The organism is Marivirga sp., assembly GCF_051117495.1.
Lineage (GTDB): Bacteria > Bacteroidota > Bacteroidia > Cytophagales > Cyclobacteriaceae > Marivirga.
In genome coordinates, this window is sequence record NZ_JBNPEF010000025.1 from 73,413 (window position 1) to 94,209 (window position 20,797).

General features: G+C 34.1%; 15 protein-coding genes. 13 read left to right on the forward strand and 2 right to left on the reverse strand.

From position 1 onward, the window contains the following. Nucleotides 1–213: 213 nt before the first annotated feature. The 4 genes from ACFE0M_RS13345 (at nucleotide 214) to ACFE0M_RS13360 (ending at nucleotide 5,828) form a co-directional block, all read left to right on the forward strand. A complete protein-coding gene (locus tag ACFE0M_RS13345; protein WP_434546272.1) occupies nucleotides 214–2,019 on the forward strand; it encodes a methylmalonyl-CoA mutase family protein in 1,806 nt (601 codons plus the stop codon). Continuing rightward, complete coding sequence (scpA, locus tag ACFE0M_RS13350; protein ID WP_434546273.1) at nucleotides 2,016–4,157, forward strand: methylmalonyl-CoA mutase; 2,142 nt, start codon at nucleotides 2,016–2,018, stop codon at nucleotides 4,155–4,157. The genes ACFE0M_RS13345 and scpA overlap by 4 nt, the downstream gene beginning before the upstream one ends. Nucleotides 4,158–4,298: 141 nt before the next feature. Continuing rightward, entirely contained in the window at nucleotides 4,299–4,562 is a 264-nt protein-coding gene (locus tag ACFE0M_RS13355) for a UPF0175 family protein (RefSeq protein WP_434546274.1), read from the forward strand. 93 nt (nucleotides 4,563–4,655) lie between these two features. Then, nucleotides 4,656–5,828 (forward strand): PQQ-dependent sugar dehydrogenase, encoded by a 1,173-nt coding sequence (locus ACFE0M_RS13360; RefSeq protein ID WP_434546275.1) that lies wholly within the window; start codon nucleotides 4,656–4,658, stop codon nucleotides 5,826–5,828. Between the two features lie 397 nt (nucleotides 5,829–6,225). Here ACFE0M_RS13360 and ACFE0M_RS13365 read toward each other — a convergent pair whose 3' ends face one another. Continuing rightward, complete coding sequence (locus ACFE0M_RS13365) at nucleotides 6,226–6,810, reverse strand: hypothetical protein (RefSeq protein WP_434546276.1); 585 nt, start codon at nucleotides 6,808–6,810, stop codon at nucleotides 6,226–6,228. A 222-nt stretch (nucleotides 6,811–7,032) separates the two neighbouring features. Here ACFE0M_RS13365 and ACFE0M_RS13370 point away from each other — a divergent pair, with 222 nt between their 5' ends. The 8 genes from ACFE0M_RS13370 (at nucleotide 7,033) to ACFE0M_RS13405 (ending at nucleotide 17,418) form a co-directional block, all read left to right on the forward strand. After that, nucleotides 7,033–9,408 (forward strand): YfhO family protein, encoded by a 2,376-nt coding sequence (locus ACFE0M_RS13370; protein ID WP_434546277.1) that lies wholly within the window; start codon nucleotides 7,033–7,035, stop codon nucleotides 9,406–9,408. Next, on the forward strand, nucleotides 9,405–10,322 hold the full coding sequence (locus ACFE0M_RS13375; protein ID WP_434546278.1) for a glycosyltransferase: 918 nt from the start codon (nucleotides 9,405–9,407) through the stop codon (nucleotides 10,320–10,322). The genes ACFE0M_RS13370 and ACFE0M_RS13375 overlap by 4 nt, the downstream gene beginning before the upstream one ends. Next, nucleotides 10,319–11,218 (forward strand): hypothetical protein, encoded by a 900-nt coding sequence (locus ACFE0M_RS13380; protein ID WP_434546279.1) that lies wholly within the window; start codon nucleotides 10,319–10,321, stop codon nucleotides 11,216–11,218. Before ACFE0M_RS13375 ends, ACFE0M_RS13380 begins: the two co-directional genes overlap by 4 nt. Nucleotides 11,219–11,221: 3 nt before the next feature. After that, nucleotides 11,222–12,109: an N-acetylneuraminate synthase family protein gene (locus ACFE0M_RS13385; RefSeq protein WP_434546280.1), complete on the forward strand. Its 888-nt coding sequence runs from the start codon at nucleotides 11,222–11,224 to the stop codon at nucleotides 12,107–12,109. Continuing rightward, the gene (locus ACFE0M_RS13390; RefSeq protein ID WP_434546281.1) at nucleotides 12,106–13,266 is read left to right on the forward strand and encodes a cytidylyltransferase domain-containing protein; all 1,161 of its coding nucleotides are present in this window, start codon (nucleotides 12,106–12,108) and stop codon (nucleotides 13,264–13,266) included. The genes ACFE0M_RS13385 and ACFE0M_RS13390 overlap by 4 nt, the downstream gene beginning before the upstream one ends. Continuing rightward, complete coding sequence (locus ACFE0M_RS13395) at nucleotides 13,263–15,278, forward strand: polysaccharide pyruvyl transferase family protein (RefSeq protein ID WP_434546282.1); 2,016 nt, start codon at nucleotides 13,263–13,265, stop codon at nucleotides 15,276–15,278. The genes ACFE0M_RS13390 and ACFE0M_RS13395 overlap by 4 nt, the downstream gene beginning before the upstream one ends. Nucleotides 15,279–15,520: 242 nt before the next feature. Further along, a complete protein-coding gene (locus tag ACFE0M_RS13400; protein ID WP_434546283.1) occupies nucleotides 15,521–16,000 on the forward strand; it encodes a T9SS type A sorting domain-containing protein in 480 nt (159 codons plus the stop codon). Then, on the forward strand, nucleotides 15,997–17,418 hold the full coding sequence (locus ACFE0M_RS13405) for a hypothetical protein (RefSeq protein WP_434546284.1): 1,422 nt from the start codon (nucleotides 15,997–15,999) through the stop codon (nucleotides 17,416–17,418). Before ACFE0M_RS13400 ends, ACFE0M_RS13405 begins: the two co-directional genes overlap by 4 nt. A 40-nt stretch (nucleotides 17,419–17,458) precedes the next feature. Here ACFE0M_RS13405 and ACFE0M_RS13410 read toward each other — a convergent pair whose 3' ends face one another. Beyond that, a complete protein-coding gene (locus tag ACFE0M_RS13410; RefSeq protein ID WP_434546285.1) occupies nucleotides 17,459–18,832 on the reverse strand; it encodes an alanine/glycine:cation symporter family protein in 1,374 nt (457 codons plus the stop codon). A gap of 126 nt (nucleotides 18,833–18,958) precedes the next feature. Between ACFE0M_RS13410 and ACFE0M_RS13415 the strand changes: the two genes are divergently transcribed. Further along, complete coding sequence (locus ACFE0M_RS13415) at nucleotides 18,959–20,557, forward strand: caspase family protein (protein ID WP_434546286.1); 1,599 nt, start codon at nucleotides 18,959–18,961, stop codon at nucleotides 20,555–20,557. The last annotated feature ends 240 nt before the right edge of the window (nucleotides 20,558–20,797 follow it).

A 20,797-nucleotide genomic window follows, 5' to 3' on the forward strand; every position in this document is an offset into this window, starting at 1 on the left:
CAAGCCATTAAATACAATTCAGTCAATTTAAGTTTATAAATCAGTCGAAAATTCTTTAAAAAATTACATTTATTTATTTAACATCTTCCCAATCAAGTCTTTAAAATTAATCAAAATAACTGAGTATTATCATGCTTTTACCTTTTATAAATATAACATTTAAGGATAGCTGGAAAAGTGTTAACTTTAAGCATTGAAACGACAAAATTGGAAATGAGCGAAACTAAATTATTTAACGATTTTGAAAAAAGTTCTGCCATAGATTGGAAGAATCAAATCATAAAGGAATTAAAGGACAAGCCTTTTGAAAACCTGATAAGCAAAACGCCTGAAGGAATTTCGATTCAGCCTTTTTACCATAAAGATACTTCTGAGCATTCAGAAATAAATATCCAAAACCCATTACAAAAGATGAATGAGGCTTTACCTCCTCGCTTTTGGGCAAACCAAGCCAAAGTGGTAGTGAATAGTGAAAAAGAAGCTAACCAATCTGCTTTGGAAGCTTTAAACGGTGGTGCTGAAGGGATTATTTTTGTAATAGATAAAGCTGATATAAATCTGGAGACACTATTAAATGATATTCAGCCAGAATACTGCATGATTTCATTTGAATCCAGCGAACCTTTCTATTCTTTAATATCCCAATATTTAAATTTCATAAGTGCCCACGGTATTGATAGTCATAAAATAAGCGGCTTTTATCATTGTGATATTATTGAATGTAGGGATGCAGGCATTATTGGAATAAATGATAATGACTTTGAAAGTATAGCAGAATTAATCCGACATGCAGATGATTATCCTGATTTCAAACCATTATGCATCAGCAGCAATTTATTTCATAATTCAGGTGCCAATATCACTCATGAATCAGGTTTATTGCTTTCAAAAGCGGTTGAGTTTTTTGATAAATTAACCGATTTAAAACTGGGACTAAATCAAATTCTCAAATCCACAGTTTTTTCTCTTGCAGTAGGCAGTCATTTCTTTTTTGAAATCGCTAAGCTAAAAGCTTTAAAATTCAATCTGTTGAAAATTGCAGAAGCTTATGAAAGTAAAGTAAATCCTGATGATCTATTTATTCATTGCAATACCAGCTTCAGAACTAAATCGGCACTTGATTTTAATGTAAATCTTTTACGTAATACTAATGAGGCTATGGTTGCTGTTTTAGGCGGATGTAATAGCTTATGGGTTCAACCGCATGATGAAGCTGCCGGCAAACCAGCTAGTAAAACTTTTAAAAGAATTGCTTTAAATGTTTCCAATATACTAAAAGAAGAATCTCACTTAGATAAGGTGGTTGACCCGACCAAAGGCAGCTATTACATTGAAAACATCATACATGAGATATCAACTTCCGCATGGAGAATATTTACGGAATTCGAAGAAGATGGCTCCTATAATCATCATTATGAAAACGGGAATGTCCACCAAATGATTGATACGGATGCTGGCAAAGCAGAACAAAATTTATGGGCTAGAAAAGACTTAATGATAGGCGCCAATACTTATCAATTAATAGGTGAAAAAATCAGCGCTTATTTGGATACCGAAGAAAGCGGCAAAAGCTTAGAAGCTAAACGACTGACCGCTACTATTGAGCATATGCGATATAGAGTGGAGAAATTGGTAGAGGAAAAAGGCGAAAAAGCCAGACCAATGGCTCAAATCATTTTATTAGGAACTGATCCTGTCAGCAAAGCTAAATCGGATTTTGCCTACAGCTTTTTAGGGATAGCTGGAATTGGTATTTCCTCTGAGGAATTTACAGATAAATTAGAAAGGGATATAAAGTTAGATGGGAGTGCAAGCATCACAGTGTTATGTTATGCCGAAACCCCTGAAAATTTAGAAGAGTATATTGCTAAACATAAAGGAATTCTATTGATAGCCGGACAAGAACCAAATAAAGCGGAATTACAAAAAGCTGGCTTATATGGATGTATCAACCGAAAAGTGGATACCAAAAGATTTTTAGACCGATTATTAAAAGACTTAGGAATAGAACTGATATGAGACCTGATTTTTCAAAGATTAAAAATTTAGATATAGATAAGGCGGATCGTACAGCAAACTCAAGACCAGAATGGAAAACTGCTGAAAGCATTGTAGTTCCACCCGTAATTGATGCCTCCACAATTGAAGGCGCTGAACATATCGGTTTTATTGCGGGAAAAGCTCCTTATTTAAGAGGCCCTTACAGCACCATGTATGTACAAAGACCCTGGACTATTCGCCAATATGCAGGTTTTTCTACAGCTGAAGAATCCAATGCATTTTACAGAAAGAATTTGGCAGCAGGTCAAAAAGGACTTTCAGTAGCTTTTGACTTAGCTACTCACAGAGGCTATGATTCTGACCATCCACGTGTTGAAGGAGATGTAGGGAAAGCTGGTGTAGCCATTGATAGCATTTTGGACATGAAACTGCTATTCGACCAAATTCCTTTGGATAAAATGTCGGTTTCTATGACCATGAACGGTGCGGTAATTCCCATCATGGCATTTTATATAGTAGCAGCAGAAGAACAGGGTGTAAAACCTGAGCAACTTTCTGGTACTATTCAGAATGATATTTTGAAGGAGTTTATGGTGAGGAATACTTATATCTACCCTCCTGCACCATCTGTTCGAATTATCTCAGATATTTTCGAATACACCAGTATAAATATGCCAAAATTTAATTCCATCAGTATCAGTGGTTATCATATGCATGAAGCAGGTGCCACAGCAGATTTGGAATTAGCTTACACTTTGGCAGATGGCTTGGAATACATAAAAGCTGGATTAAAGTCAGGTTTGACCATTGATAAATTCGCCCCTCGTCTATCCTTTTTCTGGGCAATTGGCATGAACCACTTTATGGAAATTGCTAAAATGCGAGCGGGAAGATTACTTTGGGCTAAGATTGTCAAACAATTCAATCCTGAAAATCCAAAATCATTAGCATTAAGAACACACAGTCAAACTTCTGGCTACAGTTTAACTGAGCAAGACCCTTATAATAATGTTGCCAGAACTTATATAGAAGCCAAAGCCGCTGTTTTGGGACATACGCAATCATTGCACACTAATGCTTTGGATGAAGCCATTGCCTTGCCTACAGATTTCTCAGCGAGAATAGCACGAAACACGCAATTATTCCTACAGAATGAAACACAAATCACCAAGACAGTTGATCCTTGGGGTGGTTCTTATTATGTGGAATTTTTGACAGACCAGTTGGTTAAAAAAGCTTGGAAATTAATTGAGGAAGTAGAAGAAATGGGTGGAATGACCAAAGCCATTGAATCCGGTCTTCCTAAAATGAGGATTGAAGAAGCTTCAGCAAGAAAACAAGCAGGAATTGATTCAGGTAGGGAAGTTATAGTGGGAATTAATCGCTATCAGACGGATGAAGAGAGTGATATTGAATTACGTGAGGTAGATAATACAGCAGTTCTAAAATCTCAGGTTAAGCGACTTGAAAAATTGAAAGCCGATAGAAATGATTCCGAAGTTCAAACTGCCCTAGATAATTTGGCCGAATGTGCCAAGTCAGGAAAAGGCAATTTATTGGAATTTGCTGTGGAAGCAGCCCGAAAAAGAGCTACATTAGGTGAAATCTCAGATGCTATGGAAAAATCATTTGGAAGACATAAAGCAACTATTCGCTCCATTCAGGGAGTCTATTCTGGAGAAGCAGGCAATAGCGATGACTTTAAAAAAGCCCAAAAATTAGCAAACGATTTTGCTGAATTAGAAGGCAGAAGACCTAGAATTTTGATTGCCAAAATGGGACAAGATGGACACGATAGAGGAGCCAAAGTCATTGCAACCAGCTTTGCTGATTTGGGCTTTGATGTGGATATAGGACCACTATTCCAGACTCCTGAAGAATCAGCTATGCAAGCAGCAGAGAATGATGTACACATAGTCGGTGCTTCAAGCTTAGCAGCTGGACATAAAATGCTAATTCCGAAATTAATCAACGAATTAAAAAGGATCGGTAGAGAAGATATTATGGTCATTGCAGGTGGCGTAATTCCACCTAAAGATTATGATTTCTTATATGAGGCGGGGGTAAGTGCAGTTTTTGGTCCAGGAACGAATATAGCTAAAGCCGCTACTCAGATTTTAGAGAAATTGATGAGAGAGGATGAGGAGGTTAATTAAATTATTTTACAACTACTGGTTTGAAAGATATCAACCCTCATCTCACCCAACTTTTAGGTGTTTTCACCTAAAAGCCTTAAAAGAGACAAATTAGAATTGTTTTGGTGAAAACACCAAAATGGGGGACAGGAATTTAAAGTAATGAAAAATAAAGCTATGATAAATATCGAATACCCTGAATCACTAGCAAATTCTTTAAAGTTAAGTGATGTAGATTTTAAGTCTGAAATGAAAACCAGTTCATTGGTCAAACTTTTTGAACTGGGGAAAGTGTCATCTGGAATTGCTGCAAAGGTATTAGGCATATTACGTGTAGATTTTTTAGAATTACTTGCTAAATGTAATGTTTCTATGCTTGGGCAACGTAACTCAACTGATTTAACTGAAGAAATTGAAAATGCTTAAAAAAATATTTTATAAATCGAATTATCAAAACAACAAATCAAGATAAAGGTTCATAAGGATAACCAACAAAACCAATTCACTAAAACTAAATATATGAAACACCTAAAACTAATATTTCCCATTATCGCCATAGCAATAATCATTGCATGTGGAGGTAGTACAGAGGAAAAGAAAACTGAAACAGAAGCAAAAACTCAAACTTCTGATTCAACTAAAATTGCTAGAGACAGCCTACTTTCCACTTTAAATCTTCCTGAAGGTTTTGAAATTTCTATTTACGCGGAAGTAGAAAATGCACGTTCAATGGCATTATCCGAGAGCGGGACTTTATTTGTTGGTAACAGAGGTGAAGATAAAGTGTATGCTGTTCAAGATACTGATGGTGACGGCAAAGCAGATAAAAATTATATTTTAGCGGAAGGCTTAAATATGCCCAATGGAGTCGCTTTCAAAGATGGTGACTTATATGTAGCGGAAGTAAACCGTATCCTAAAATTTGCTGATATTGAAAATAATTTAGAGAATCCTGAATATGAAGTGATTTTTGACGAATACCCAACCGATAAGCACCATGGATGGAAATATATCGCTTTTGGCCCTGACGGGAAATTATATGTTCCAGTTGGCGCTCCTTGTAATATTTGTAATAATCCAGATAAGCCAGTTTATGCAAGTATCACTCGCATTAATCCTGACGGAACTGGCATGGAAGTATATGCTCATGGTGTAAGAAATACCGTTGGCTTTACATGGCATCCTGAAACACAAGATTTATATTTTACTGATAATGGTAGAGATTTGATGGGCGACAATATTCCTCCTTGTGAATTAAATGTAGCCACTGAAAAAGGACAGCATTTTGGATATCCATTTTGCCATGGTGGGACTATTCAAGACCCTGAATTTGGTGATAAGAGGGATTGTGATGAATTTAAAGAACCTTATAGAAATCTTGGTCCGCATGTGGCTCCTCTTGGAATCAAATTCTACATTGCTGATTTATTCCCAGCAAAATATAAAAATCAAATCTTTATTGCTGAGCATGGAAGTTGGAACCGTTCTGAAAAGATTGGTTACAGAATACAAATGATAAGCAATACAACTGATGGAGAACCTACTTATGAAACATTTATTGATGGTTGGTTAAACCACGAAGAACAAGATGCTTGGGGAAGACCAGTAGATGTAATATTAAATGATAAAGGTGAAATGCTAATCTCTGATGATTTAGCTGGTTTGATTTACAAAGTGACTTATAAAGGATAGAACTTTATTCTAAAAGAATTGAAAAAGGTTGAGTTTTGAATAGCTCAACCTTTTTTTGTGTTTATTTTTGATGATTCTATCAATAGAATATCTCTAGAGGTAATGTTCCTTACTTTTACTTTTCTAGCTTTCTTTTTTCCACTATTTAACAATCTTTGCCAGCTAATTGCTTAAATGACAGCCTCGGTCGGTGGCTCACCGACCGAAAGCAGAAAAGATAGCTACATATGAGAGGTGGTCGGTGTGCCACCGACCATGGATACGATAACCCATTTCATAAAGTTTGCAATTCAAAACCTGTCAGGTTTCACAGATTATCTTACTACGCAAATTGATAAATGTGGTGCAATTTATTTAATTAAACCTGACAGGTTTATGAGTGTTTTTGAGTAATCAACTAATCATTCGGAGGTGTAATCATAATATGCGCTCTGTGTGTTCCAGGATCCATAATCCATGCTCCACCAGGCACTAATGGTCTGATTGGCAAGCCTGTTGATTCTGCTGTGGCAAATGGAATATAAACAACATATCGCAAATTAGCATTTTCAACTTTACCAGTCTCAACATTATATTTCCCCTCTTTTCCTGATAAAACATGAAGAGTAGTTGGATTTTCAGGCATTTTCAGTTTACCTGATTTTGCTTCCTCCTCTCTAATTTGAAAAATAGCATCTGGTCTTTTGCCTTCTGCTCTCAATTCATCACCTCTCTGCATGAAAGGCTGTAAATCTTTATGATAACAGGCAACGCTAAATCCTTCTTTATTAGGATCATCCGCAATGCAGATTTGTTCATTTGTCCCTTCTCGCAATAGAACCTTGTTACCATCTTCATCAAAACCGTATACAGTGGCTCCCTCCTGTTTTTCAGGCGGTGCGGCTTGAACAGCAGCTGCAATTTGTCCTTCCTTATCAGGAATTTGAGCTTGACATGACATTAGGCTAAAAATAAAAATCGGTAGTAGAAAAAATGGTTTCATATTGTTATTGTTGTTAGATTATGATTACAATTTAGTTATTTAGATTTTATTTTCTAAATCAATAATAATAGACAGTAATTTTACAGCTTTCAATACTTTCATCTTGGCACAGGGATAAGAAATAACTATTATTGTATTTCCAAAAACCATAGAAACATGAATTTTAAAAATGCTATTCCCCATATTGTTGCTGTAGTTATATTTATCATAATCAATCTAATTATGTACTGGCCCATTTTTATGGAAAATAAAGGGCTTAATCAAAATGATATTCTACAAGGTGCAGGTGCCAATCAAGAAATAATTGATTTTCGAGCTGAAACAGGTGAAGAAGCCTTATGGACTAATAGTATGTTTAGTGGAATGCCAGCTTATTTAATCAATGTACAATGGTCAGGTGAATTAACTTATTATGTCTATAAAGCTGTCAGTCTTTGGTTACCAAGTCCTGCAAGTCATACTTTTCTGGCAATGTTAAGTTTTTATATTCTTCTCCTAGTATTTAGAGTCAATCCTTATTTGGCAATTGGGGGAGGAATAGCCTACGGTTTAAATACTTTTTTCCTTATATCAGTTGAAGCAGGACATATATGGAAAGTAGCAGCTATCTCATGGATGCCTGCAGTTTTGGGAGGCATTATTTTAGCCTTTAGAAAACAATATCTCTGGGCTTTTATCTTGACTGCACTTGCCATGGCAATGGAAATTAGGTCTAATCACTTACAGGTAACTTACTATTTACTGCTGATTGTTTTAGTATTTGGGCTTTTCAAATTAATAAATGCAATTAGAAATAAAACATTACCTGAATTCTTTAAAGCAATTGGAGTTTTAGTTTTGGCTGTTTTGTTAGGCGTTAGTACCAATGTTGGTAAAATATGGACAGCTTATGAATATGGTAAATATTCTATTAGAGGCCCAGCTGAATTAACTTCAAATACAGAATCATCTGGAGGACTGGATAGAGATTATGCTTTTTCATGGAGCAATGGAATTTGGGAACCTTTCACCTTTTTAATACCGAACTTTTATGGCGGGGCTAGTCAGGAAGAAGTTTCTATGAGTTCAGATTTGGCAGAGGGTCTAAAACAAAGAGGAGCAGGAAGTGGTCAAGTGAGATCTTTTGTAAAGAACGTACCAACTTACTGGGGAGATCAGCCATTCACAAGTGGTCCTTATTATATGGGAGCTATTGTCATATTCCTTTTCATTTTAGGTATTATTCTGGTAAAAGGGCCTGAAAAGTGGTGGTTAATTACAGCCTCCATTTTAGGAATAGTTTTGTCATGGGGAAAAAACTTTGAAGCATTTAATTACTTTATGTTCGACTATTTCCCAGGCTATAATAAATTCAGGTCTGTTTCTATGACAGTGGCCATTCCTTTCTTAACCATGCCGCTACTAGGATTTTTAGGAGTTAAAAAATTGATAGAATCCGACTGGAAAGAAAGTAAAAAGAAGCTGTTAACTGCTTTAGGTATTTCCGCTGGACTTTGCCTTCTAATGGTAGTTGCATCCTTTATGATGCGATTTAGAGGAGCTGTGGATGCCCAATTAGGTGATCAACAAGCATGGTTAGTTGAGTTAATCAGAGAACATAGAGCTTCCATGTTTAGAATTGACGCATTCCGCTCATTTTTCTTCATTGTTTTAGGAGGTGGAGTTTTATATTTCTGGAAAGCTGGAAAATTAAAACAAAGTTTAGCCATCGGATTATTTATTGCAGCTTTATTGATTGATTTTATTCCTGTGGATAAGCGCTATTTAAATGACGAGAATTTTCAAAAAGACGTAAAGGGAAGTTTCTTCCAAAAAACCGAGGCAGATCAAAAAATATTGCAAGATGATGCTCATTATCGAGTTCTAAACTTGCAGAACCCATTTAATGAAGCTAAGACCTCTTATTACCATTCTAGTATTGGAGGGTATCATGGCGCAAAAATGAGACGCTATCAAGACTTAATCAGTATGCATATTCAACAAGAAATGAATGGCCTAATTGAAAAATTAAGAAGTGGAGATACTGATTTAAGTGAATTTGGAGTACTCAATATGTTAAATACTAAGTATATCAAATTTGGCAATCAAGCTGGACAAGTTATTCAAAACAATAGTATTTATGGCAATGCTTGGTTTGTTGAAAATATCGAAGCTGTAAATAATCCGGATGAGGAAATTGAATCTTTGGGTCAAATCAATCCAGATCAAACAGCTGTTATCAATGAAAGCCGATTTGATATTTCACAGGGAACTTTATCAAAAGGAAACATTAATTTGAAAAGCTATGCTCCAAATGAATTGGTCTATCAATCTAATAGTACGGAAAAAGGCTTAGCATTATTTTCAGAAATCTATTACCCAATAGGTTGGAAAGCTTTTATTGATGGAAATGAAACTGATATTTTACAAGCAAATTATGTACTTAGAGCATTAGAGATTCCTGCCGGTCAACATGAAATCCGATTTGAGTTTAAGCCTGCTGCTTATTTTACCGGGAATACTATTATGTGGATTGGGTCTATTATATTGATAATAGTTGTAATTGGAGGAATTGTTTATTCATTTATTTCGAAACGATCTAAACAAGAGGAAGCTTGATATCCGTAATAGTTTGTACCTATAACAGGCAAGAATATTTACCTTATTGCCTAAAGTACTTAGCTAACCAATCAGCTGATAATAACAATTTTGAAGTATTAATCATTGACAATAATAGTACTGATAGCACAGCTAATATTGCTAAGGATTTTATTAAATTAAATCCTCAATTGGTTGTAAAATACTTTAGTGAAAAAAATAAGGGTCTAACTCATGCTAGAAATAGGGGCATTAAAGAGGCAAAAGGAGAAATATTGAGTTTTATTGATGATGATGCTTTTGTGGATTATAATTTCATCAAGGAAACAAAAAACTATTTTGATGAAAATCAGGCTGTGAGTGCTATTGGAGGTAAAATTTTACCAGTTTATGAAGTAAAGGAACCAAAATGGATGTCAAAATATCTTTTAACTTTGGTTGCTGCTCTAGATATGGGAAACGCTCCTAAAAAATTTAAAGGCAGAAAATTCCCTATCGGAGCCAATATGGCATTCCGATCAAAGGTTTTTAAAGAATACGGTCTTTTTAATACCGATTTGGGCAGACGAGGAGATGTACTAGAAGGAGGAGAAGAAAAAGAACTGTTTTTAAGGTTAAAGAAACATAAAGAAATAATTCATTATGTACCAAAAGTGAAAGTTGATCATATAATTCCAGAAAAAAGATTGACAATGAAATACATAAAAGGTTTGGGAATAGGTGTTGGTAGTAGTGAAATAAAAAGACTAAAAAGAGCTGGAAAAACCAAATGGATTAATAAAATACTTAGTGAGTTAATTAAAATTACTGCTACAATACTCTTGTTCTTTATATATTTGTTCAAAGGTAGATTTTCTGCTGCTTCCATGTTGATTAAATTTAGATTTTGGGTTCTAAAAGGCATGCTGAAAAAAAAGAATAGTTTAACTATATGAATATTTTTAAAACGTCAATCCAAATTGCCATTGAAAATATATTTCTTACTGCTTTCTCTATTCTTAAAATTTTTATTTTAGTAAGAAAAAAAGGAGCAAAAATTAATGACTTCACTACTAAAAAACATTTCATTGTATTGGGAAATGGCCCTTCATTAGTTTATGAGCTAAAAGGAATAGACAAAATTCCAAGTCAGACAGAAGTGATTTGTGTTAACCACTTCCCTTCTACTGATCAATTTGAGATTATAAAACCTAATTTTTATGTCACAGGTGCTCCTGATTTATGGCTAGATGATATTGATCAAGAATTTGTTGATAACAGCAATAAATTATTTAAGAATATTGCTAAAAAAACGGAATGGGAATTTTTTTTATTTATACCATTTGAAGCAAGGAAATACAAGAGGTGGCAAAATCACCTTAAGGGAAATCCCCATATAAAAATTAAATATTACAACAATAATGCAGTGGAAGGTATAAAAAGCTTTAATTATCTTTGCTACAGAAATCAAATAGGAATGCCAAGGCCCCATAATGTTATGATTCCTTGTTTAAGTTTGTGCCTTCAGCCAAATGTAAAGGATATCTTATTGTTAGGAGTTGGGCATACCTGGTTAAGAGATTTAACAGTAACTCAAAATAATGAAGTGCTACTAAATCAAAAACATTTTTATGATAAAGATACATCAAAAGCAAAGCCTTTGGATAAAAGAGGAAAAGGAAGCAGAAACCTTTATGAGGTATTAAGTAAATTTACTTTAGCCTTTTATGGTTATTTTATTATCAAGGAATATGCTGATAGTATGAATGTGAAGATTTATAATGGAACGGAAGATTCTTTCATTGATGCTTTTGAGAGAAGAAACATTGAAAATTATTTGAAAAACGTATAAGAAATGAATAAAGGATTTAATTTTAAATATAAAGTGCCTAAAACTATTGCTGAAATAGGCTGTAATCATAAAGGCGACTTTGAAATAGCAAAAGAATTGATTGATTTGGCTAAAGAATGCAAAGCTGACTACGCCAAATTTCAAAAAAGAAACAATAAAGAATTATTATCTAAAGATCAATATGAAGCACCACACCCTAATCCAGCCAATTCTTATGGCGAAACTTATGGTGCCCATAGAGAATATTTAGAGTTTTCCGTTGAGCAGCATGCTGAACTGAAAAAATACTGCGAGAAAATTGGTGTCGGGTATGCTACTTCAGTTTGGGATGTTACATCAGCAAAAGAAATTATTTCCTTAAAGCCAGATTACATTAAGGTACCTTCAGCATGTAATAATTATTTTGATTTATTAAAAGTATTAAGGGATGAATACAAAGGTCAAGTGCACATATCCTTTGGGATGACAAATCATAAAGAGGAAGTAGAAATAGTGTCTTTCTTTGAAGAAACTGATCAGGCAAAAAACCGATTAGTCATTTATGATTGCACCTCAGGTTATCCTGTTCCTTTTGAGGATATATGCATGCTGGAAATCAATAGAATTTATGAAACATTTGGGGATAGAGTTGCTGAAATAGGATTTTCAGGACATCATTTAGGTATTGCAGTGGATATTGCAGCCTATACTTTAGGGGGTATGTGGATTGAAAGACATTTTACAAAAGATAGAACCTGGAAAGGGACAGATCATGCGGCTTCACTTGAACCTACAGGAATGAAAAAATTAGTGAGAGATTTACATGCTGCATATAAATCATTGACCTATAAACCAACTGAGATTCTACCAATAGAAGAAGTTCAACGCAATAAATTAAAATTTAGGAATTGAAAAAAATAGCTTTTATACCGGTAAGAGGAGGAAGCAAATCAATTCCTTTAAAAAACATTAAATTACTTAATGGTAAACCGCTTGTTTATTATGTGTCTAAGGCATTGCAGGAAAGCTTATTAGTAGATGAAGTGGTAATTGCTACAGATAGTGAAGAGATTGAATCCGTAGTGAACTCTTTCGAATTTTCAAAAGTAAAAGTTTATAGTAGAAAAAAAGAAAATGCAGCTGATCAATCTTCTACTGAAAGTGTGATGTTGGAATATATTCAGGAAGCCTCACTTCAGAATAATGATATATTTATATTAGTACAGGCTACTTCTCCCTTTACTAGTTCAACAAATTTTGATGAGGCCCTAAAATTATATAAAAAAGGTGATTTTGACTCCTTGCTGACATGTGCCAGAATAAAAAGATTTTTCTGGGATGAAGATGGAAAGCCAATCAATTATGATTACAGAAACAGACCTAGAAGACAAGATTTTAAAGGAAACTTAATTGAAAACGGTGCTTTTTATATCAATTCTGTTGGAAACATAATTAAAAATAAAAATCGACTCTCAGGTAAAATAGGGGTTTATGAAATGCCTGAATATACCCAACTGGAATTGGATGAACCCTGGGACTGGCAGATTGCTGAAGAGCTTATATTAAAATATGGCAACATATCTCAAAAGAACAAAAGCCCCATTAAGCTTGTTTTGTCAGATGTAGATGGGGTACTTACCGATGCAGGAATGTATTACTCTGAAAATGGAGATGAACTTAAGAAGTTTTCTACTTATGATGGTAAAGGATTTGAACTTCTAAGAAACAATGGAATAAAAACAGGAATCATGACCGCTGAGGATGTTGTATTGAATAGAAAACGAGCTCAAAAGCTACAATTAGACTTCCAGTTTCATGGCATAAAAAATAAAATTGCACAGCTTCAAACAATAATACAAGAAACCGGAATAAAAGCAGATGAAATAGCATATATTGGGGATGATATTAATGATGAAGAAGTATTGCAGATGGTAGGCTTAGCTGCATGTCCTTCAAATTCCGTTTCAAAAATCAAGGCTATTCCCAACATAATTAAACTCCAGAAATCTGGCGGAAACGGTGCATTTCGCGAATTCGTGGATGAACATATTTTAAAGCAATTTTCATGAGTAATTGTATCATTTGCAGAAGCAGAAACATTAAAATTTTTGAGCATATAACAAGGGATGATTTTCCGCTTTCATTTAAGAAATGTGCTGATTGTAATCATATAGAACAGATTCCAAGAAAAGATACTGATATTTATTCAAGTGGAGAATTTTCAGAAAAATTTAGAGATAGTACTTCTCCATCTGCTTCCAAAATCAAGGAGCTGGATAAAAGGGCACTAAAAAGATTTGATTTCTATAATGACTTTTTACCTAAAAAAATGGGCTTCGCCCTTGAAATAGGTAGCTCAATTGGTTCATTCTTGCATATTTTGAAATTACATGGAGCAAATGTAGAGGGAGTGGAACCCGATAAAACCTTTGCAGATTTTTCTCAAAATCAATATGGATTTCGTCAAAATGCTGTGATGTTGGAGGATTATCAAGCTACCCAAAAATTTGATTTTATTTGTTCTTTTCATGTAATAGAGCATGTACCTAATCCACATGACTTTTTGAGTCGACTAAAAGATTTAGCGAAAGAGGGTGCTACCATTTTACATGAATTCCCTTCTATGGAGATATTTTCATGGGGTGATTTAAAAAATACTTATTGGGAACCACATTTACAGTATTTTAATGCCGCTAGTGTTTACTATCTTTTCTCTCAATATTTTAAAATAGAAAAAATAGGATATTATGGTGCTGCTCTTTACGTAGTGGCTAAAAATGAAAAGCCCGAATTCAATAAAACTGTCTTTAATAAGTATAAAAGAAAAGCAGCATTAGTTAAAAACTTAATAAAAGTCACCCCATCCCTAAAAATTAAGAAGAAAATAGACCTTAAGGAATTTGGTTTTCGATTGTTTACAGAGAAAAACGATTACATTCAAAAAGCAGCCTATTTTGGAAAATATGCATTAAAAGAATTTAATTACGTAAGAAAAGAAAAAAATAAGGGTGGAAAAAAATTATTTCAGCACCTCACCTATTTTAGAGGATGGGAGAATGCCGGTGATACTGTTTTATCTAAAACAGTAAGGGATACTTTCAATCAAAGAAATTCCATACAATGGCAATTAAACAAAGTAACAGAAGATGTTACATCAAAAACAATAGCACATTATAATAAATCAGAACATATCATTATCGGTGGCGGTGGCTTATTTCTTCCTGATACCAATAAAAATGACAAAAGCGGATGGCAGTGGCCAATTAGTGCTGATTTACTCGAACAAATAACCTCTCCAATTTCATTATTTGCAGTTGGTTATAATTACTTTCCAGGACAGACTCCAAACGAATTTTTTATTAGTAATTTAAATGCAATCGTGAGGAAAGCTAAATTTGTAGGCCTGCGAAATTCAGGTAGTATTAAAGCAGTTAAAAACTTAATAGATAAAAACTTAAGAGATAAAATTGTTTTTCAACCCTGTACCACGACTGTTATAAGACAACTGAATCCTAAGCTGCCAGCAAAATTAAAATCGAAAAATATTTCTATCAATATGGCTTTTGATAGATATGAAAAAAGATTTGGTTCAAATATTTACGAAATCCTAGATCAGGTTGCGTTGGCTTTAAAAAAATTAGAAAAAATGGGCTATAGAATTCAACTAACAGGCCATTTGCAAGAAGATAATAAATTCAGAATCTTATTGGATAAACATAATGTTTCTTATCAAACGCATGTATTACAGTTTATGACGCCTAATGAAGTGTACCAATTTTATAATGAAATGGAAATCGTAATAGGTATGAGAGGCCATGCTCAAATGATACCATTTGGTTTAAATTGTAAAATCATTACACTCTCTACCCATAATAAAATGAAGTTTTTTATGGATGACCTCGGAACCCCAGAATTATCGGTTGATCTTAAAGTGAATTTTTCAAGTATAAAAGATAGAATCTTAAAGTCTGTTGATTTACTAATTAATGAAGATGAGTTTTATAAAGATATTTTTTATCAAAAACAATTAAATTTTTATTCTATAACACAAACTAATTTAAGAGAAATACTGGAAGACTAACTTTCTATCCAATCATAAATCTTCCTTTGCAAAATAAATCTTCGAATCCTTTATGACTTTAGGAGCAAAAAAACACCTAAATTAACTGCTTGTAAGTTATCATAACCCTTTAAACCAACAATACTTATTAATAATAAAAATTTTATCTTAAAATCTTTAAACATTTAAAAGTAACTAATAACTTAGATTTTGTTTTGTTAATTTTAGTTTATTATTTAGTTTTCAACTAAAATTAATAAATAATGGACTACAAAAATCTAATTTTACTCTTTCTTACAATACCCTTTATAAATTTTGGATATTCCCAATCTATAAATTCTGCAGGAAATTCTAATCAGATAACAAATCATAAAATCACATGGTCTGTGGGTGATGTTTTTGTCAGTGCAAATGCAAATATTACCAATGGCAGTTTAGCGGAAGTTATTTCAATAATTGAACAAGAAGATAATATAACGGCAAACCAAGGTTATAATGATTTTCATTTATCAATTTACCCTAATCCTGCTAATGATCATGTTAATATAATCTTCAAAGAAAAAATTAATAATGCTGAAATTCAATTAATCAATTCATCAGGAGCAGTGTTAAAGACATCTAATAAAAACCAATTAAATTCTCTTACTCAAATCTCAATAGGTGAGTTAGAAAATGGTATATATTTTATATCCATTTCAAACAAAAACTATAATACTAAAACATTCAAAATACTTAAAAAATGATGAGAAAATTTTACACTAGTTTAATATTTACGCTATTTACAAGCACACTATTTGCTCAAGCTCCTGAAGGGTTCAATTATCAAGCCCTAATTCGAAATAACGATGGGGGAATTCTAACTTCTTCGGAGGTTAATATTTTAATCGAAATAATTTCGGAATCTGAGTCAGGCCCCATTATATACTCTGAAAATCATCTTATAGAAACAGACGAAAACGGAATGGTTCATTTAATTATTGGACAAGGAACAACAAGTTCAGGTGATTTCTTAAATATTGATTGGGGGAATACTAATCATTTTATACAGACCTCATTGGATGCAACAGGAGGTACTGAATATGAGACTATTGCTCTCACGCAATTAATGTCCGTTCCATATGCTATTCATTCTAATTCAACGGGGAATTTTACTGGAAAAAGTATGGAAATAAATGGCAACGGTTCCAATGAAAATATGATTACATTAAAAAATGATAATTACAGCAGAATTGCTGCCTATGCGGCAAATAATGATTTAGAATCAGTAGCTTCATTTGTAGGACTAAGATCGGGTGGTACAGTGGACAATCCTACCAATATTCGTCCAGAGCAAAGAATTTCAGGATTTTATGGTAGTAGTTACTTTAATAATGACTACGAGGTTTCAACCGCTATTGAATTCTTTTCTGGAAAGGAATCTGGAAGTAATGGATCATCCAGCTACATCAAATTTGGCACCACCGATATTGGTTCAACTCAAAGACTTGAGAGAATGAGAATTGCTGAAAACGGAAATGTGGGAATTGGAACTAATACGCCTAATTATGATTTAGAGGTAAATGGAACCCTAAATGTAAGCGAGATCTATCAAAATGGAGAATTGATTGATTTTAATAAAGAAATTAATGAACCAATTGAATTAGTGGGGTCAGGTCAAAACGAAAATATGATTACATTAAAAAATGATAATTACAGCAGAATTGCTGCCTATGCGGCAAATAATGATTTCGAATCTGTAGCTTCATTTGTAGGACTAAGATCTGGTGGTACAGTGGACAACCCTACCAATATTGGCCCGGAGCAAAGAATTTCGGGATTTTACGGTAGTAGTTACTTTAATAATGACTACGAGGTTTCAACCGCTATAGAATTCTTTTCTGGAAAGGAATCTGGAAGTAATGGATCATCCAGCTACATCAAATTTGGCACCACCGATATTGGTTCAACTCAAAGACTAGAGAGAATGAGAATTGCTGAAAACGGAAATGTGGGCATAGGGACTACAATCCCAAAATCAAAATTACAAGTTACTAATGGTGATATTTATATTGAAGATGCATCCAGTGGTGTAATTATGACTTCACCAGATGGAAATTGTTGGAGAATGACAGTTGATAATACTGGGAACCCACAATTTAGCTCAATTACTTGTCCGGAATAAAATCTAATAATGGTCTATTAAATTATTAAAGGGAGACTGTTTAATGCTCCCTTTTTTGTTTTAAATCATCCTTAGCAAAATAAACCTTAGCCGCCTTCATCACCTTAGGGGCTAGGATAAATGCTGATATCATAGTTGGAAATGCCATCAAAGCATACATTCCATCAATTAAACCTATAACTGCTCCAAGAGAAGCAATTGATCCCCAAATCACCATTCCAATATAAAAATACTGATACCAACGAACATGTTGGGCTCCAAATAAATAGGAGAAACATTTACCACCATAATAAGAATAGCTAAAGAGAGAGGTAATAGCAAAAATAAATAATGCTAAAACTAACAAATACCTTCCACCCCACAGAGAATCATCAAAAGCTTTAATGGTTAAGGTTACTCCGCTTATGCCTTCCGTATGATCTTGCCATATTCCTGTAATCAAAATAGCTAGTGCAGTCATAGTACAAACAATAATAGTATCAATAGCCGGTCCCATCATAGCAACTAAACCTTCACGAACGGGTTCATTAGTTTTAGCAGCACCATGTGCCATAGGGGCAGTTCCTATCCCTGCTTCATTTGAGAAAGCCGCTCTTCTTGCCCCAGCAACCACTATAGCTCCAACTGCTCCACCTAAAACTGAATTAGCCGTAAATGCATCTACAAAAATAAGTTTTAAATATTGAGGTACTAATTCATAATTCAATACCAAAATTGCGATAACTGAAACTACATAAATCCCTACCATAAGAGGAACCATACGTCCTGCTACAGTTCCAATTCTTTTAATACCTCCTAAAATCACCATAGCCACAATGATCGCTAAAATTATGCCGATGGTTAATTTTATTCCAAAAGTGAGTTCAATTCCCATTGGTAATAATAGCCCTTCTCCTATTGCAGCCGTCAACTGATTAGATTGAAAACTAGGGATAGTTCCAAACATACCGGCCACACAGAATAAAACAGCTAAAGGTTGCCATTTTTTGCCTAAACCTTCTCGAATCACATACATGGGACCACCTTGCAGATGTCCTAGGGAATCTTTCCCTCTGTACATTACAGCTAAAGTGCAAGTAAAAAATTTAGTAGCCATTCCAACAAATGCACTTACCCACATCCAAAATATAGCACCAGGACCTCCCATAGTAATGGCTACCGCCACACCACTAATATTTCCCATTCCTACTGTGGCTGCTAATGCAGTAGAAAGTGCTTGGTAATGGTTGATATCTCCTTCACTTTGGTCTTTATCATATTTACCTCTTAGAATTTGAATCGCGTGTTTTAAGTAGCGAAAAGGAAGAAATCGGGAATACAAGAGGAAAAAAAGTCCTCCTCCCATTAACAATAATAAAAGGGGCGTACCCCACATCGCATTACCAAAACCTACTAATATTTCTTTTAAAGTCATCTATTTTGAAATCTATGAATTGCTAAAGTAGTAAAGAAATAAAGAATAGAAATATTCTATAAATAAAAAAATATCCCAATACTCGAGCAGTATAAGGATTATTGGTAAATTATGTATCTTTAAAAGATGAAAAAAAATGTCTATACTATATTTCTCTTGCTGTTTATTAATTATTCAATATCGGCACAATCTATCAAGCTAGAAGGTCTACAGGAAAATGAATATATAGGGGATGTCAACTTAATGCCAGATTCTTCGCTCTTGGCCTTATCCGTCATCAACGACTATAATACTGTAAAGCGATACATTTATCAAAATGATGTTTGGCTTGAAGAAGAAAATTCACTCACTCAATTAATAAATAGTCTATCAAATCAACATAAACATCTACTTTTTTCAATAGACTACAAGAAATTAATAGTACTCATCACTGAAGGCAAGGAAAATAGAGCTTATCTATTCTCAAAATTAGCTGATGATAAATGGAGTCTACCTACAGAAATACTAAAAAACTTGAGAGGAGAATTTAAACATTCCCCACCAAATATTTCAGTAGACGGTCTGAAATTTTACACCACAGCTTACGGTCTTTCGGCTAATGAACTTTTTATTTATGATGCACAAAAAGAAACACTGGAAAAATCAATTAAAATTGATGAATTTGACCGAATCAATCAAATATTTCCCTTAAACAAGTCCGCTTTCATTGTAGGCGCACTAAAAAATAAGGATAAAATCGATTCCTACTTTTATATTCAGATTGAAAAGGATGGTAGCTATACCGCTCCTCTTTATATACCTGAACTAGTACCAGATAAGCCTTCTGACTTATTCAAAATTTCTGTTAGTCCTTTCCCAGGAAGGATAATTGTTCAAAATCAGGAAAGTAAGCAAATCTCCATGATCGAGGTAAACGAAAGAATAGCTGACCAATGGTTTCAAAAATCGACTCCTAGGCAAGAATTCAGTCGTTTAGCAAGGCAGGAAGCTGAAGCAAATAATTACGTTTCACCGAAAGGCCAATATCATGCTCTATTAATCGGAAATAACGTTTATAAGGATCAATCGCTTAATCTTGAAAAGCCAATTGAAGATGTATTGAAATTGAAAAACATTTTGATCAGTAAATATACTTTTGAGGAAGAAAACATAAACACCTTGACCAACGCTTCTCGATCTCAAATTTTAACGGCACTTTATGAACTGCGATTAAAACTAAATCAAGATGATAATCTACTGATTTTCTATGCAGGTCATGGTTACTGGGATTCGGCAGTGGAGCAAGGATACTGGTGGCCAGTTGATGTTGAAAAGAACAATCCCTCCTATTGGCTTTCAAATAGTGACTTGAAAGAGCAAATTAGAGCTATCTCAACAGCACATACTTTATTGATATCTGACGCATGTTTTAGTGGCGGAATATTTAAAACAAGAGGTGTTGAAGATTTAAGAGACGCCACTACAAGTATTCAACTCTTGTACCGTATGCAAAGTAGAAGAGCAATTAGTTCTGGAACTTTATCTACAGTACCCGATAAGTCTGTTTTCTTTAAATATTTATCCAAATATTTAGAGGAAAATGATACTAAATACCTACCTTCTACCGAACTGTTCACTAGTATTAGAAAAAGTGTTTTAAACAATAGTCTTACTGTTCCTCAAGATGGCGTAATCATGGGAGCTGGTGATGAAGGTGGTGATTTTATTTTCATTTCGAATAAGTAATCAAAATACTGATAACTGATTCATGATGAAATGCGGCATTTTAAACCAAACAGGTTGGTTTAAAATGCCGAAATTTTCATTTATAATAGCCGAAGTTTTAAGCCTCCATTAATAATCGAGTAGACGGCCGTGAGCCATAAGCTCACGGTGCGCCTCTCACACCACTGTACGTACGGGTCTCGTATACAGCGGTTCGTCAAGCATAATATAGCCGCTCTTTACACCAACTATACCTCGATT